The following is a 16,810-nucleotide window of genomic DNA, read 5'->3' on the forward strand; positions in this document are numbered from 1 at the left end:
CTACATTGTCCGTATTGCAAGGGAATGCAGCAGAAAACAAGGCCGTTACCTATTTAGAGGAACAAGGGCTTACATTACGTTGTCGTAACTACCGAACCAAACGTGGTGAACTTGATATTGTTATGCAAGATGGTGACACCATTGTTTGTGTAGAAGTGAAATTTCGCAAAAAGTCACAGTATGGTCAGGCCGCCGAATTTGTCACAATGAAGAAACTTCAACGAATTCAGGCTGCGTTTGCGTTCTATTTGTTAGATAATAACCTTAATCCCGCGTCTACCCCATTACGCATAGACGTTATCGCCATTGACGGAAGCGACCTTCAGTGGCTTAAAAATATTGGATAAAAAGCGCAGCACGTCAGGCATTGCAGGAGGTAGGGCAGGCTTACGCAAACTCGCGGTGAACCCATCCATGGGCGCTCCGCTGCCGCATCCATGCGGCAGAGGGTTTGCTACAGCCTGCCCTACCTCCTACATACTGATGTGCATTGTACATTCAAAGTAGTAATTGCTTGATATCCTGAAATGCAGAGAAAAGAAGTATGATTGAACAAATTAAAGCGAACTTTACTGAAAGTATTCAAACCAAAATTGCTGCATCTGAAATTTTGCCTGAATCAATTGAAAAAGCAGCCATGATGATGGTTGAGGCGCTAATTCGCGGCAACAAGATTCTTAGCTGCGGTAACGGTGGTTCGGCGGGTGATGCACAGCACTTTTCTTCTGAAATGCTTAACCGCTATGAACGCGATCGCCCTAGCCTTCCAGCGATTGCGTTAAGTACTGATACTTCTACTATTACTTCCATCGCTAACGACTATAGCTACGATGAAATTTTTGCCAAACAAGTTCGTGCGTTAGGTCAGTCTGGCGATATTTTGTTTGCTATATCAACCAGTGGTAACTCACGAAATGTAATTGCCGCCATGGAAGCTGCCTTGTCTCGCGATATGACCATTGTAGCCTTAACCGGTAAAGACGGTGGTGAAATGGCAGGTTTCTTAAGCGAGCACGATGTTGAAGTACGTGTGCCTTCTAACCGCACTGCCCGTATTCAGGAAGTTCACTTGTTGGTTATTCACAACTTATGTGAATGCATTGATGACAGCTTATTCCCAGCCGACCTTGGAGACGAATAACGTTTATCCATTTATGAAACGAGTTAAAACGTTAACTATTACTCTTGTATCACTGCTTTTTGTGATGCAATTACAGGGCTGCGTGGTGGCGGTTGGCGCCGCGGGTGCAATGGCTGCAAAAGTGGCGAACGACAGACGTACCGTTGGTACTCAACTTGATGACCAAAACGCAGGTCGCTCTGTGGCTTATCAATGGTCAAAAAGTGAAGCACTAAAAGAGCAAACCAATCTACAAGTCGATATGTATAACGGCATTGCTTTGCTTACCGGACAAGCCCCCACGCAAGCGTTAATTGATGAAGCGGTTAGACGGGCTCAGGAAGTCGATTACCTAAAGAAAATTCACAATCAAATTCGCATTGGCGAGCCTATTGGCGCAGGAACTCAAGCTAACGACATTTGGCTTGCATCAAAAGTCCGCACCAAGATAGTGGCCGATGAACGCGTGCCAGCTTTACAAGTTAGCGTGGTAGTGCAAGATTCTGAAGTGTTCTTAATGGGCCGATTAACCAATGCAGAAGCTAATGCTGCTGTAGATATTGCAAGGAACATAACGGGCGTAGCCCGCGTAGTGCGCGCATTTGAGATCATTTAGTCGCGATACCGCAACGGCCCTGCTTGTTGCTGGGGCCTTGTTTATGGAAATTCTGGATGCCACGGTGATCACCACCGCGCTTCCCGTTATTGCCGCTGATTTTGGCGTGCCAGCAACTCAGCTTTCTATTGGCGTATCTGCCTACCTTGTTGCCGTTACCTTTTTTATTCCGCTAAGTGGTTATGTGGCCGACAAATTCGGTGCCCGTAATGTCTTCATGGCCGCCATTATCATTTTTGTGGTGGCATCAATATTATGTGGAATTAGCACTAACCTAACTAGCTTTACCTTATCTCGGATTATGCAGGGCATTGGCGGCGCCTTAATGGTGCCCGTAGGCCGTTTAGTGGTGCTGCGAGACTTACCCAAAGAAAAGCTAGTTAAAACCGTTGCTATTATCACGTGGCCGGCGTTAAGTGCCCCTATTCTTGGCCCTGTATTAGGGGGTTGGATTGCCACCCACTTGAGCTGGCAATGGATATTCTTTATGAACGTGCCATTAGGTATATTCGCGCTTATTGCTTCCGCCTATTTGCTTGAGAACTTCACCGCGAATGTGGGTAAGTTTGATGTAGTAGGCTTTCTACTAACCGGTATTGGCTTTGCCTCTTTTATGGCCGGTATAGAATTATTTGCGGGTCACAATACTTCTACCCTATTGGGCAGCGTGGTAACCGTATTTGGGCTGTTATTATTGATAGCTGCGGTATTTCATATTCGCCGTGCAAAAAAACCTCTGTTTTCTTTTGAAGCTATACAGTATCGAACCTTTCGATTGTCGATGTACGGCGGCTCGGTGGTACGTATAGCGTTAGGCAGTGCGCCATTTTTGGTGCCGCTTATGCTGCAATTGGGAATGGGTTACTCGCCGGTGGAAGCAGGTACATTATTGCTATGGCTATTTGTAGGTAATATTGCCATTAAACCCGCGACTACCTGGATAATGAACACCTTTGGCTTTAAGCGAGTGCTTATTGCAAATGGCATTATGATCTCACTGGGTTTTGTGGCGCTATCGCTAGTTACTCAACAAAGTTCATCGGTTGTGATTGCGGTTATCTTATTTGTTAGCGGTGTGAATAGGTCGATGCATTTAACCTTACTAAACACTATCGCCTTTGCTGATGTGCCAAAAGATAAAATGCGCGATGCCAATACACTGGGTGCAATACTCATGCAAATGAACCGTGGCATGGGGATCACCATTTCTGCGCTTATGCTGGCCGTTGCTTCACTGATGGTGGGTAATTCAAGTAGCGACCCGTCGCTTATCAACTTCAAAATTGCTATGGCGATGATGGCAGTAGTTGCGCTGCTTAGTATTACCGACAGCATAATGTTATCAAAAACTGATGGCGACTCAGTTTTGAAAAAGCGACTTAAAAAGCAGGTAAGCTGAAGTAGCACAGGCAAGTGCTACTGTTCAGATAAAGCGAATGACTTTCGGTTTAATTCGATATGTCAGCAACTGACTTAACTTTGTCTGACAGGCCGCTGCGTACCTTGAGTTCAATTGGTAAATGCAACTAACGAACTTTATAGGTACTGGGTTTTACCTTTTGATGTAATGGAGAGAGGGCCTGAAGCAATTTCTGAACACTATGAAAAGCTATCAACCGATCTTTACCAAGAAGTTAAACCGCGCATGGGGGCAATCGACTACGCTGCCGACTATATGACCAATGGTGTTAAATCTTCCGAGAAAGGTCTGAAGCTATTAGAATACAACGCTGCATTATACCCCGACTCTGCATGGGTTAATTTCAATTTAGCCAAAGGTTATAAGCAACGTGAAGAAATGACGCTGGCAAAAACATACGGACTAAAAGCTTTAAGGCTAGTAGCTCAAGATAACGAAAAGTTAAAATCTTCAGTTGTTAATTTTCTTTAAGCCTTATAATTCTATTGATGTAACTCCTCTTAAGGCCTGAGATTTATTTCAGCTAGAAAATTAAAATGCCACGCTTTTGCTCATGCCAGATATTCAACGATACAAACCTATCAGGCCGAACCCACAACTTATTCATGACAAATGTCATGTAACTTTGCTTACCTTTGTGACTAACCAAATCTTTCCGCGTATTACATACTTTCATCACTGCTTACGCACTTTTATTTATCAAACAAAAAGGCTGGTTATAAACCAGCCTTTTTTATATATCCGCTACACCTATTTCACATGTAGCGTTTATCTTTTTAGCTTACTCAATTCGTTAATTAAAACTCAGTTGAGAAACGTACGCCAAATTCGCTAGCGTCATTGCTTAATACTTGCAGAATATAATCGCCAGTGTTTAAGCGAGCATTGTCATAACGCTCATCAAAAATATTGCGGCCATATAGTGCCACCGTGTAAGCCTCATCAGCTGGCGTATATGCCACATCAAAGTTAACTAATTCACGGCTTTCAATTTCCGTCATACGAGCAGGCTCTGAGCTAGGCTCACCGTACATATCTGCGCGGTATGAATAGTCGATACGAGCGCGAATTTTATCGCCACCTTCAAGGTCGAAAGTATATGACGGGCCAACCGCAAACGTTAAATCAGGCGTTAATGGTGCAACAGGATTAAATCCATCTTGCTCATCTACTTCAACGTCCATATAACCAATACTGGTCAACATGCTGAAGTTTCCTACGTTTAAGGTAGTATCTAGCTCGATACCGCGAGAAGTTTGTTCAACCACTAAGTTTGCTGTATCAAAACCGCCTTCACTTACACGGCTAACTTGGTACGGTAGGTCTTCAAACTCAGTGTTAAATACTGCAACACTTACGTCGAAGTATTCATTAACGCGACCTTTAACACCCACTTCGTAGTTCACTGCGGTAATGTTATCAGAAGCAACAAAGCAGTTGCTTGCATTAACTGCTGCTACTGCGCCGTCTAAATCATCGAAGCCACCCGCGCCAAAGAACTCGCCAATTAGGCAGTATGGACGAGCAGGATATTGACCTGACTGATAACCATTTTGAATAGTGGCATAACCTGTCATGCCATTTTCAAAGGTATAGTTAGTCGCCAATTCCCACGTCACTTCGTCCCATTCGTTTGAATCGAAAATGGTGCCAAGGGCGTCAAAAACATTAGCAGATGCGTCTTTTTCATCTTCAGTGTAACGAATACCACCAGATACACTAAGCTCGTCAGTTAAGTCATGACGAAGGTTTAAGTACACCGCTTTACTGGTAGTTTCTTGATCAAGTTGAAGCGTGTTACCGCCACCATCAAAACTTGAATCGCTACCTTGGCGGTTACTACCTTCTTCATTGAAGTAATAAAGGCCAGCAACAAAGTCAGTGTACTCGTTGATATAACCATTTAATTGAACTTCAATTGACGTTTGGTCTGCTTCACCGCGTTCTGGATATTGGTCTAATGAATAGATAGTGCCATCATCATCCAAACCCGCTTTGTACTTAGAGGTACGGCGGCTAGCAACGACTTTAGCAGTGTAATCGTCGTTAATATCCCATTCGGTAGTTAGAGACACACCACGGGCTTCATTCGATACGCTGGTCACTTCTGGTGTGCCTGTAGCGTTATCGTAAATGTCATACCCTTCTGGGGTTACATCACTATTTCTAAGCTCAAGACCTAGGCTGTTCGTACCTGCATAAAAACGCCCTTCTGGCATTTCATCAATAAGCACTGTGTAAGGGCGTAAACCACCGTCACCATTGTTGGCATCAGCGGTTAGTACCATACGGAAATCATCAGACGGCTCATATTTTACCGAGATACGACCAGAAATATCTTCTGTTTCGCCAACATCATATTCTGCATTAGGTACGTTAATGAACTCGCCCAAACCATCACGGGTGTTATAAGCAAGGTTCATGTTAAATGCTAGGGTGTCAGATAATGCATGGTTCACGAACAAGTCAGTCTTAACACGACCGCGAGTACCGAACTCTGCATTCACTTTAGTCACATCGCCTTGATCTGGCTCTTTGGTAATGATGTTAATTGCACCACCAATAGAGTTACGACCGTATAGCGTACCTTGAGGACCACGAAGCACCTCAATACGCTCGATGTTATTCAAGCTCCAGTTTTGACCCACTTGGCGGCCTAAATACACGCCATCTACATAGACGCTTACGCCTGGATCAGTAGTGATAAGGTGATCTTGAAGACCAATACCACGAATAAAAGGGTTTACAGAAGAAGTGTGACCCGCTGAGAAGCCCGTTACGTTTAAGTTTGGAACAAACTTACCAACATCCGTTAAATCAGTAATGCCTTGTTCAGCCAGCATATCACCGTCAAATGCACTAATTGCAATTGGTACTTCATAGATAACTTGAGGGCGCTTGGTTGCTGTAACGGTAATCGCTTCGTACATTTGTTCTTCAGTTGCTTCAGCCTCTTGAGCAAATGCCGAATGAGAAATGGCAGGTACGGTTAACGCTACTGCCAAAGCGACAGGCGAAAGTCTACTAACTAGTGTCTTAGACACGTCAGTATTGGTGATCATGTGTAACCCCTTTGCGAGAGTGTTTAGTGTCGAAAATTTATTGTTTTTAGGCTGCTTCAAGTTCTCTATGGAACTTTAAAACCAATAGACTCACAAAATAGAGGGTGTTACGACAAGTAACATTTAGCTGATTTATGGATATCCTAATGAAAGTGGCGGTATCCTACTGGTTATACTGTCACTTTCTCTACCCTACCAGCCCCCATCTACTCACGGTTGGAGTATTGGCATGAAGACTGGAGAAATATCATACTGACTTCTTTTTAACTTGCATAGCGAAATATTGCACTTTTATTAAATTGAGACTTTAAAATTAGACTAATTGGTTAAGCTTAAAACGGCTCCACCCCCACCATTCCAATTGACATATTATTATTTATAATCATTACGTTAGCATAGGTTACTTATTAAGCATAAAACCGATTGCCTTTAACTATTCACTAGACCATTTAGACAATACTCTCCCTCACCTTTACAGCATTCCAGCAAAAAGCGCTGCAAGTTGTAGCCGCCCCTCTACGTTAAATCGGCCTCTTTGTACTTTATCTCTTGTCGCTAGCCTTTTAGATTAACCTCTTGCACTAGCAGCAAATTGTTATCTTTTTTATTTTTCATAAGCCTTCCACTTATAAAAAATAACACCACTTTGTCGACAATAACCACTAAGAAAGTTTGACCGAACAACCTAAACCCCCTATATTGTCGACATGTAATTCATTTTGTGGTGAATAGCTTGTCGGTACAGATAACCCTAGAAAAGCCTGTAACTAATGCAGATAGAACCTTCTATCAGCTGCGAAAAGACATTGTAGAAGGTGTTATTCCTGCAGGCTCTAAACTTAGTGAGACTGAGTTGTCGACAAAATATGAAGTCAGCCGTGCGGTTATCCGAGAAGGTATTAATCGTCTTGCCGCCTGTCATCTTGTTGAGCGAAAGGCGAATATTGGTGCCAAGGTAGTATCGCTAACCCCTGAAGGGCTTATTCAGCTTTATCAAGTAAGAGAAGCACTTGAAGGCATGGCCGCTCGCCTTGCCGCAAGACACATGAGCGATGAAGAAGTCGCCTCATTACAAGGCTTATTAGATTCACACTTTAATAAAGTGAAAGACGCCCAGCTCTATTACCAAGAAGCCGGCGACGTGGACTTCCACTACCGCATCGTGACTGGCAGTAAAAACAGCCACCTCATTAGCGTGTTAATAGATGGGCTTTATCACCTTGTACGCATGTATCGCGTTCAGCTAGGCATGGCTGGCCCAAGGGTTACTACTGCCTTTGACGAACACAGACACATTGTTAACGCGATTGCGAATCGCGATGAAGAGTTGGCAGAAATGCTAATGCGACGCCATATTCTTTATTCTAAGAACAATATTGAAAACAAACTTAGCGCCACACCAACCTAATTTGAAACCAGAGAGTGTTACTTATGAGTGCAGGAAAGAAATTCAGACAAGCACTGGCCGACAATAAGCCATTGCAAATATTAGGCACCATTAATGCCTATACCGCCATGATGGCAAAATCTATCGGCCACAAAGCAATATACCTCTCCGGTGGTGGCGTTGCGAATGCTTCATACGGGCTACCCGACTTGGGCATGACATCACTAAACGACGTGATTGTTGATGTACAACGCATCACGTCAGCCTGTGATTTACCGTTATTGGTAGACATAGACACGGGCTGGGGCGGCGCATTTAATATTGCAAAAACCATTCGCGATATGGAAAAAGCAGGCGCTGCGGCTGTGCATATGGAAGATCAAGTTGCGCAAAAGCGCTGCGGCCATCGCCCTAACAAAGAAATTGTGAGCACAGAAGAAATGGTCGATCGCATTAAAGCTGCGGTAGATGCTAGAACCGACCCTGACTTTTTCATTATGGCGCGAACCGACTCTTTCGCTCAAGAAGGGTTAGAAAAAGCCATTGAACGCGCAAGGGCTTATGTTGCGGCCGGTGCCGATGGCATATTTGCAGAAGCAGTAAAAACTGAAGAACACTACCGCGCATTTTCAGAAGCGTTAGACGTCCCTATTCTTGCCAACATTACCGAATTCGGACAAACCGAACTTTGGAACAAAGAACAACTTGGCGAATGGGGCGCTGCGATGGTGCTTTACCCACTAAGTGCATTCCGCGCCATGAACAAAGCGGCCGAAAACGTGTACCAATCAATACTTGATAATGGCGATCAAAAAGCCGTTGTCGACACCATGCAAACACGCATGGAGTTATACGATTACCTTGGCTATCACGACTACGAGCAAAAGCTCGACGAACTGTTCGCCAAAGGCAAAGGCTAACGGCTGAGATGACTCGAGGCAGTATTGCATGCGAGGCCGCTTTGGCTGAATTGACTCGAGGCAGCATTGCCTGCGAAGCCGCTTTGGCTGAGGAGGCAGGGATACGGCGCTGCCACGCCGTAAACCCATCCATGGGGGCTCCGCCTCGGCATCCATGCCTCGGAGGGGCAGCGCTCGTATTCCCTGCCTCCCCATCCGCGGCCTCGAACGCCAATTTGCATCGAGTAATACTTTGTTAAAAACAACGCTTTTAAATATCGATTGTTGAATTAAAAACTAAACAAACTTTTGTACCTTACATACACAAGACCGGAGACAACAAGATGGCTAAACAATTAAGTGGCGCGGGATTACGCGGCCAAGTTGCAGGAAAAACAGCACTGTCTACTGTAGGCGTATCAGGTTCTGGCCTGACATACCGTGGTTACGATGTAAAAGATTTAGCAGCCAGTTGCCAGTTTGAGGAAGTGGCTTATCTTATTTTAAAAGGTAAATTGCCTACCCAGTCCGAGTTAGATGAATACAAAACCTTACTTCGTGGTAGGCGCGGATTGCCTCAGGCTCTTAAAGATGTATTAGAGCGTATTCCAAAAGACGCACATCCTATGGACGTACTTCGTACAGGTTGCTCTATGTTGGGCAACCTTGAAATGGAAAACGATTTCAGCGAACAGCAGCAAGCAACCGATCGTATGCTAGCTTGTTTCCCAAGCATTATTTGCTATTGGTATCGCTTTACTCACGATGGCGTTCGTATTGATGTAGAAACCGATGACGATTCAATCGGCGGTCATTTCTTGCATATGCTACACGGCGAAAAACCTCGCGAGTTGCATGAAAAAGTCATGCACGTTTCACTTATTTTGTATGCAGAGCACGAATTCAATGCCTCTACCTTTACCGCTCGCGTATGTGCCTCAACCTTGTCAGATATGCACTCATGTGTCACCGGCGCTATTGGCTCACTTCGCGGTCCATTGCATGGCGGTGCGAATGAAGCAGCTATGGAAATGATTGAAGGCTTTACCTCGGCAGACGACGCTGAAGAAAAAATGATGGCCATGCTTGCCCGTAAAGACAAAATCATGGGCTTTGGCCATGCCATCTATTCTGAATCAGACCCACGTAACGAAATCATCAAAGGCTGGTCTGAAAAGCTCGCTGCCGATGTAGGTGACGAGGTGCTTTACCCCGTATCTGTGCGCTGTGAAGAAGTAATGTGGCGCGAGAAAAAGCTATTCTGTAACGCTGATTTCTTCCACGCTTCCGCCTATAACTTTATGGGAATTCCCACCAAGTTGTTTACCCCTATCTTCGTGATGTCTCGCCTAACGGGCTGGGCAGCACATGTGATGGAACAACGCGCTGACAACCGTATTATTCGCCCGTCAGCTGAATATACTGGTGAAGATATTCGTGACGTGCCTCCTATGTCTGCACGTAGTTAACGACTAAGGCTTAAAATCATGAGTAATATGAATTACGAATACCGTAAACCTTTGCCTGGCGCAGGTATCGATTTTTTTGATACCCGCGAGGCAGTGGAAGCCATTGAACCTGGTGCCTACGATAAACTTCCTTACACCTCACGAGTGTTTGCTGAAAACTTAGTGCGCCGTTGTAACCCTGACGCATTAACCGATTCACTTAAGCAGTTTATTTATCGCAAGAACGACTTGGATTTTCCGTGGTTTCCAGCCCGCGTGGTATGCCACGACATTCTGGGGCAAACCGCGTTGGTTGACTTGGCTGGTTTACGTGATGCTATTGCGGCGAAAGGCGGCGATCCGGCGAAAGTAAACCCCGTTGTGCCTACCCAGTTAATTGTCGATCACTCATTAGCCGTTGAACATGCGGGTTTTGAACCCGACGCGTTTGAAAAAAACCGCGCTATTGAAGATAGACGTAACGACGACCGATTCCATTTTATCGACTGGACTAAGTTAGCGTTTAAAAACGTGGATGTGATACCGCCGGGTAACGGTATTATGCACCAAATCAACTTAGAGCGTATGTCGCCGGTTATTCAGTCTCGCGACGGTGTTGCCTTTCCTGATACCTTGGTTGGCACCGACAGCCATACCCCTCATGTTGATGCACTAGGTGTTATTGCTATTGGTGTAGGCGGCCTTGAAGCAGAAAGCGTTATGCTGGGGCGCGCCTCTTACATGCGCCTACCTGATATTGTTGGTGTTGAACTTACCGGTAAGCCACAGCCCAATATTACTGCTACCGATATTGTATTGGCACTTACCGAGTTTTTACGTAAAGAGCGTGTGGTGTCTTCTTATTTGGAATTTTATGGCGAAGGTACTACGCACCTTACCCTTGGCGATCGCGCTACTATTTCAAACATGACCCCCGAATACGGCGCTACCGCGGCGATGTTCTACATCGACCAGCAAACCATCGATTATTTGCGCTTAACTGGCCGTGAAGAAAAGCAAATTGCCTTAGTTGAACAATACGCGAAACACACAGGTTTATGGGCAGATTCATTAGCGAGTGCCGAATACGAGCGTGTTCTCACCTTTGATTTATCCTCTGTTGGCCGCAACATGGCTGGCCCGTCTAATCCACATGCACGTTTAGCCACCAGCGATTTGGCTCAGCGCGGAGTTGCTAGCGCATGGGAACAAGAAGAAGGCAAAATGCCCGATGGTGCGGTAATTATCGCTGCCATTACCAGTTGTACCAACACATCTAACCCGCGAAATGTGATTGCAGCAGGCTTAATTGCCCGCAATGCAAACCAGCGCGGATTAACCCGTAAACCTTGGGTGAAAAGTTCATTAGCCCCTGGCTCTAAAGCGGTAAAGCTGTATTTAGAAGAAGCTGATTTAATGGGCGAACTAGAACAGTTGGGCTTTGGTGTCGTTGCTTTTGCCTGCACCACCTGTAACGGAATGAGCGGCGCGCTAGACCCTAAAATTCAGCAAGAAATTATAGACCGTGACTTATACGCAACGGCAGTGCTTTCTGGTAACCGTAATTTCGATGGCCGTATTCACCCGTATGCGAAACAAGCCTTTTTGGCCTCACCGCCATTAGTGGTGGCCTACGCCATTGCAGGTACGGTTCGTTTCGATATTGAAAAAGACGTATTAGGTATTGATAACGACGGTAACCCTGTCACGCTCAAAGATATTTGGCCAAGCGATGAAGAGATTGATGCCATTGTCGCGAAAAGCGTGAAGCCAGAGCATTTTCGTAAAGTGTACGAGCCCATGTTCGATTTGAAAGTGAATACTGGCAGCGACATTAGCCCGCTGTATGATTGGCGTGAAATGAGTACCTATATTCGCCGCCCTCCTTATTGGGAAGGTGCGATGGATGCGAAACGCACCATGACGGGTATGCGACCGCTGGCTATATTGGGCGATAACATTACCACCGATCATTTATCGCCATCGAATGCGATTATGGCTACCAGTGCAGCAGGTGAGTATTTGGCGAAAATGGGGTTACCGGAAGAAGACTTTAACTCTTATGCCACCCATAGGGGCGACCATTTAACGGCGCTTCGCGCTACTTTGGCGAACCCGAAAGTGTTCAACGAGATGGTGCTTGAAAACGGCGAAGTGAAACAGGGCTCGCTTGCTCGCATTGAGCCAGAAGGCAAAGTGGTGCGCATGTGGGAAGCCATTGAAGCCTACATGCAGCGCAGACAGCCACTGATTATTGTAGCAGGTGCCGACTATGGTCAGGGCTCTTCACGCGACTGGGCTGCCAAAGGTGTTCGTTTAGCTGGGGTAGAAGTCATTGCCGCAGAGGGCTTCGAGCGTATTCACCGTACCAACTTACTTGGCATGGGTGTACTACCTCTTGAGTTTAAGCCAGGTACAACACGCAAAACCCTTGAACTTGATGGCACTGAAACCTACGACGTTAAAGGTGAACCTGCACCGGGTGCTACGCTAACCTTAGTGGTTAATCGAGCCAACGGTGAAACCCTAGATGTGCCCGTAACCTGTCGCTTAGATACCGCAGAAGAGGTGTCGATTTACAGCGCAGGCGGTGTGCTTCAACGCTTTGCCAAAGACTTCTTAGAAGCTGAAGAGGTTGAAGGCTAACGCCTTCATCTTAGCGCATTGACGTTTGGCACTGAGCCACTTCACTTCATAAACACGCCGTGAACCCATCCATGGGGGCTCTGCCGCAGCATCCTTGCTGCGGAAGGTTTATGAAGCGAAGTAGCTCAATACCTTAGTGTGTAACGACGTTAAGCCAAAACTTGTAATACAACTGTGGAAAGTGATTTTTAAGCGCTGCTTTCGCTGAGTGACTGGTTGCCTTGCTGTTGTAAGCTCCCAACTTGCATCCATGCGTATTGAGGGCCCTGAGCCCAAATTACGTTCCCCTAACATCCTTCAACAACGTTTAATTAGGTGGTGGATTTAGGTGATGGATTGGTGTGTTTTAAGTGGGGCTTAATCGTTATCACGGCTCGCAACCAATCATCGTAATCAGCCATTGCCACCACTCAAAAAAGGAATAAACATGACGAAGTATGCTCCTCAAATTCGTGTACCAGCTACCTATATGCGCGGTGGTACCAGTAAAGGTGTGTTCTTTAACGTATCTGATTTACCCGAAGCGGCGCAGCAGCCTGGGCCGGCGCGAGATGCGCTTTTATTGCGTGTGATTGGCAGTCCAGACCCTTACGGTAAACAAACCGATGGCATGGGTGGCGCTACGTCGAGCACTAGCAAAACCGTGCTTATTAGTAAGAGTGAGCGCAATGATTACGATGTTGACTACTTATTTGGTCAAGTTTCTATCGACAAGCCTTTTGTAGATTGGAGCGGCAACTGCGGTAACTTAACGGCCGCAGTGGGCGCATTTGCGATAAATAATGGGTTGGTCGATGCCAATAAAATTCCAGATAACGGCATTGCTGTTGTCAATATATGGCAAGCCAACATCAATAAAGCCATTATTGCCAAGGTGCCTATTACTAATGGTGAAGTGCAAGAAACCGGCGACTTTGAATTAGACGGGGTGACGTTTCCTGCCGCAGAAGTTGAGGTTGCGTTTGTCGACCCAGCCGATGGCGAAGGCGCTATATTTCCTACCGGTCGTTTAGTCGATACGCTTGAAGTACCTGATGTAGGCTCTTTCAGTGCCACCATGATTAACGCAGGCATTCCGACTATTTTCATCAACGCTGAAGATATTGGCTACACGGGTACGGAACTGCAAGATGACATTAATAACGATGATGCCGCCCTTGCCAAATTTGAAGCTATTCGTGCTTATGGCGCTGTGAAAATGGGGCTAATTAGTGATATTGGCGAAGCGGCCTCTCGCCAGCACACTCCTAAAGTGGCTATGGTAGCGCCACCTACAGGCTATAAGGCCTCTAGTGGTAAAGACATTTTGGGAAATGATATTGATGTACTGGTTCGCGCTATGTCTATGGGTAAGCTGCATCACGCTATGATGGGGACAGCCGCTGTGGCCATAGCTGCAGCTGCGGCTATTCCGGGTACATTAGTGAACGTTGCTGCTGGTGGCAGTGAACGTGAAGCGGTTGTTTTTGGACACCCCTCAGGCACCTTGCGTGTTGGCGCAAAAGCAAGCTTCGAAAACGATAAATGGAACATTGAACAAGCCGTCATGAGCAGAAGCGCTCGCATATTGATGGAAGGCTGGGTTCGCGTTCCCACCGAACAGAACTAATCAGCAGTATAAAATTTAACCCACTGAGAAATATCAGATTTTCTTCCCTTATCGCTAAGGTAGACTTCAGTATAATATTGCGCTCTTAGGGGCGCATTGTTCCTACTTTTTCGTTATTCTCGGCGCCTATTTTCTGAGAGCCCACGTCGTCATGAATAAAGTATTGGTGGTAGAAGACAGCCTAACCGTGCGTAAAATTTTAAGTAAATTGTTAGAAGACAATCCTTACTTAACACCAATTCTTTGCAAAGATTTTGCCGAGGCTACTCAGGAACTTGAAAAAGGGAACGATTTTCTCGCGGCTATTGTAGATTTAAATTTACCTGATGCCCCCAACGGTGAGAGCGTAGAGCTCAGTTTATCGTATTCAATACCCACCTTGGTGTTAACTGGCAACTTTGATGAGTTTACCCGGGCTCAGCTACTCGATTTAGGTGTACTTGATTACATTACCAAAGAATCTCGTTATTCCTACAATCAGGTTATTAAGCTCATTGACCGTTTAAGAAAAAACCTTGCCACCAAAGTACTCGTAGTCGAAGATTCTGTGACCAGTCGAAACTACATTTGTGGTCTGCTTAAGAAGTTTCACTTCCAAATATATGAAGCAAGTGACGGCCGAGAGGCCCTTAATGTGCTTTCTGAGCATCAAGATATTCGTATGGTAATTTCGGACCACCGCATGCCCAATATGGATGGATACGAACTGATCAAAGCAATAAGACACGAGCGCCGCATGCAAGACTTAATCTTTATTGGGCTTTCAGGTACCAATGATGGCGTACTTTCTTCTAAGTTCATCAAAAGTGGCGCTAACGACTTCCTTTCTAAACCTTTCTATCATGAAGAGTTCTTCTGCCGAGTGATGCAGAATTTAGAAGCTCAGGAAATGATTCAGACCATCAGGCAATCAGCCAATATCGATCCCCTTACTCAAATTTATAACCGCCGCTACCTTAACGAGCAAGGTGGCGCAATATTAACTCAAAACACGTCCTCCCAAGGGGTGACTGTATGCATGATTGATATCGATAATTTTAAAGCGGTGAACGACATTCAAGGTCACAAAGCGGGTGACATGTTGCTTCAGGAATTTGCTACTCTGTTAAAAGAACACTTTATTGAAGATGTAGTGGTTCGCTACGGCGGTGAAGAGTTTACGGTGATATCGACCCGAACGTTGAAAGCGCACCTTGGGAGCGTTTCGCAATTTATTAACCTTGTACGAAGCTCACGCTTCACGCAGCACGAATTAAATATAACGTGCAGCATTGGTATTTGCGCAGAAAAAAACACTAACCTTGAAACGCAAATTGACATTGCTGATAAACGGCTTTATCAAGCAAAGCGCAGTGGAAAAGATAGGATAATTGCCAGTGACAGCTAGCGCTACATCTTGCTGATGCGGTGACTATAGAAACCACTCTCTTAAAGGTAGCGTAGCCGCGCCAACCGCAACAGGGCTACTAGTAACTTCCGCACACACAATTTCAGGTAAAGGCCGCTTTGCGCCTCGTCTGAACTGCGCATAAACATCAATTCTAGGAATAACCTTTTTGGCCAACTGGGTAGGAATATGCCCACCGATAATAATGGCTTGGCCATCTAATAGCACAGAACTCGCGGTGGCGACTAAATCAAACGAATCCTGAACCTTATAAATCCATTCATCTACCCCAGGCCAGTTAGGATCGAAGGTTTCATTTAACTTATAAATAGAAGGCACATCCACGCCATGCTTTGACAAGATGCGCTGTAGTAATTGTAAGTTAGGATGGCTATAAAGCTTGGCCGGAAGCATGTCACCGAGTTCGCCGGCGTTGCCATGCGTACCACGAATCATGTCGCCGTTGTTTACCAGCCCCCCACCAAACGCACTTGAAACAAATAAGTACACGAAGTTTTTGTACTGTCGCCCTACCCCAGCAATACCCTCGCCGGCTGCCGCGCCAGTGCCAGTGCCATCATTAACTACCCAGGTTGGCAGTTGAAAGGCTTCTGCAACCGTTTCCGCAATGTTAATATCAGCCCATTCTTCAATGGCATGGTGGGTATTCATTTTTCCATCAGTAGAACTGAAAAAGCCAGAAATCCCCACTCCCATCCCCAAAATACGGTCAGTAGGAATAGCATGGGTCTCTATCCATTCATTGGCCATCGCTACCGCTTTTCGCAATACCGATTCAATACCCATATCATCAAGCTCAAGGATCAGAGTATCAACAACCTCACCAGTAAAATCCAGTACGGCTACCGAAATTGCATCGAGTAATACTGATAAACCAAATGAATAGGCAAACTCTGGGTTGGGCGCTATGCCTGAGGCACTTTTTCCTCTTGATGACTTGGTTGCAGTGCTGCTTTCTTCTTTTTCTTCGTTAACGCGAAGTACCCCTTGCTCAATCAGTCCTTTTACAAGCCGTGACACGGTTTGCTGAGGGATCTGGGTCTGCTCTGCTATTTTGCTTTGTGTGGTGTTCATGTTCCAAAACACTTCACGCACAATAGCCCGAGGGTTATCCGGTAATAATTTATCACCTTTGCTAACAGTGAAAGCCGATCGTAAAAGCTGATTATTTTTAATAGACGCAAGCATAATTAGC

13 protein-coding genes are annotated in these 16,810 nt (G+C 45.6%); 11 read left to right on the forward strand and 2 right to left on the reverse strand.

From position 1 onward, the window contains the following. Window positions 1-5: 5 nt before the first annotated feature. The 5 genes from FLAVO9R_RS15910 to FLAVO9R_RS15930 all read left to right on the forward strand — a co-directional run bounded on the left by FLAVO9R_RS15910 (window position 6) and on the right by FLAVO9R_RS15930 (window position 3,627). Window positions 6-347, forward strand: coding sequence for a YraN family protein (locus FLAVO9R_RS15910; RefSeq protein WP_159532892.1), 342 nt, complete (start codon window positions 6-8; stop codon window positions 345-347). Between the two features lie 197 nt (window positions 348-544). Then, window positions 545-1,141 (forward strand): phosphoheptose isomerase, encoded by a 597-nt coding sequence (locus tag FLAVO9R_RS15915; protein ID WP_013782861.1) that lies wholly within the window; start codon window positions 545-547, stop codon window positions 1,139-1,141. 13 nt (window positions 1,142-1,154) lie between these two features. Beyond that, complete coding sequence (locus FLAVO9R_RS15920; RefSeq protein WP_159532893.1) at window positions 1,155-1,736, forward strand: BON domain-containing protein; 582 nt, start codon at window positions 1,155-1,157, stop codon at window positions 1,734-1,736. A gap of 43 nt (window positions 1,737-1,779) precedes the next feature. Then, on the forward strand, window positions 1,780-3,135 hold the full coding sequence (locus FLAVO9R_RS15925) for an MFS transporter (RefSeq protein WP_159534675.1): 1,356 nt from the start codon (window positions 1,780-1,782) through the stop codon (window positions 3,133-3,135). 114 nt (window positions 3,136-3,249) lie between these two features. Continuing rightward, a complete protein-coding gene (locus FLAVO9R_RS15930; protein WP_159532895.1) occupies window positions 3,250-3,627 on the forward strand; it encodes a hypothetical protein in 378 nt (125 codons plus the stop codon). 326 nt (window positions 3,628-3,953) lie between these two features. On the opposite strand, the gene FLAVO9R_RS15935 is transcribed toward FLAVO9R_RS15930, so the two are convergent. Continuing rightward, window positions 3,954-6,218: a TonB-dependent receptor gene (locus FLAVO9R_RS15935; RefSeq protein ID WP_159532897.1), complete on the reverse strand. Its 2,265-nt coding sequence runs from the start codon at window positions 6,216-6,218 to the stop codon at window positions 3,954-3,956. Between the two features lie 733 nt (window positions 6,219-6,951). On the opposite strand from FLAVO9R_RS15935, the gene FLAVO9R_RS15940 reads away from it, so the two are divergent. The 6 genes from FLAVO9R_RS15940 (at window position 6,952) to FLAVO9R_RS15965 (ending at window position 15,594) form a co-directional block, all read left to right on the forward strand. Beyond that, window positions 6,952-7,626 carry a GntR family transcriptional regulator gene (locus tag FLAVO9R_RS15940; RefSeq protein ID WP_159532899.1) on the forward strand — a complete coding sequence of 225 codons (675 nt, stop codon included), beginning with the start codon at window positions 6,952-6,954 and terminating at the stop codon, window positions 7,624-7,626. A gap of 23 nt (window positions 7,627-7,649) precedes the next feature. Next, window positions 7,650-8,525 (forward strand): methylisocitrate lyase, encoded by an 876-nt coding sequence (gene prpB / locus FLAVO9R_RS15945; protein WP_159532901.1) that lies wholly within the window; start codon window positions 7,650-7,652, stop codon window positions 8,523-8,525. Between the two features lie 323 nt (window positions 8,526-8,848). Next, the gene (gene prpC, locus FLAVO9R_RS15950; RefSeq protein WP_159532903.1) at window positions 8,849-9,973 is read left to right on the forward strand and encodes a bifunctional 2-methylcitrate synthase/citrate synthase; all 1,125 of its coding nucleotides are present in this window, start codon (window positions 8,849-8,851) and stop codon (window positions 9,971-9,973) included. 27 nt (window positions 9,974-10,000) lie between these two features. Further along, complete coding sequence (gene acnD, locus FLAVO9R_RS15955) at window positions 10,001-12,598, forward strand: Fe/S-dependent 2-methylisocitrate dehydratase AcnD (protein WP_159534677.1); 2,598 nt, start codon at window positions 10,001-10,003, stop codon at window positions 12,596-12,598. Window positions 12,599-13,025: 427 nt separating this feature from the next. Then, window positions 13,026-14,207, forward strand: coding sequence for a 2-methylaconitate cis-trans isomerase PrpF (gene prpF / locus FLAVO9R_RS15960; protein ID WP_159532905.1), 1,182 nt, complete (start codon window positions 13,026-13,028; stop codon window positions 14,205-14,207). A gap of 151 nt (window positions 14,208-14,358) precedes the next feature. Further along, on the forward strand, window positions 14,359-15,594 hold the full coding sequence (locus tag FLAVO9R_RS15965) for a response regulator (RefSeq protein ID WP_159532907.1): 1,236 nt from the start codon (window positions 14,359-14,361) through the stop codon (window positions 15,592-15,594). A gap of 24 nt (window positions 15,595-15,618) precedes the next feature. Here FLAVO9R_RS15965 and FLAVO9R_RS15970 read toward each other — a convergent pair whose 3' ends face one another. Beyond that, window positions 15,619-16,803 (reverse strand): ROK family transcriptional regulator, encoded by a 1,185-nt coding sequence (locus FLAVO9R_RS15970; protein WP_159532909.1) that lies wholly within the window; start codon window positions 16,801-16,803, stop codon window positions 15,619-15,621. Between the last annotated feature and the right edge of the window lie 7 nt (window positions 16,804-16,810).

It is taken from the genome of Alteromonas sp. 38, from assembly GCF_902506055.1.
Lineage (GTDB): Bacteria > Pseudomonadota > Gammaproteobacteria > Enterobacterales > Alteromonadaceae > Alteromonas > Alteromonas lipotrueae.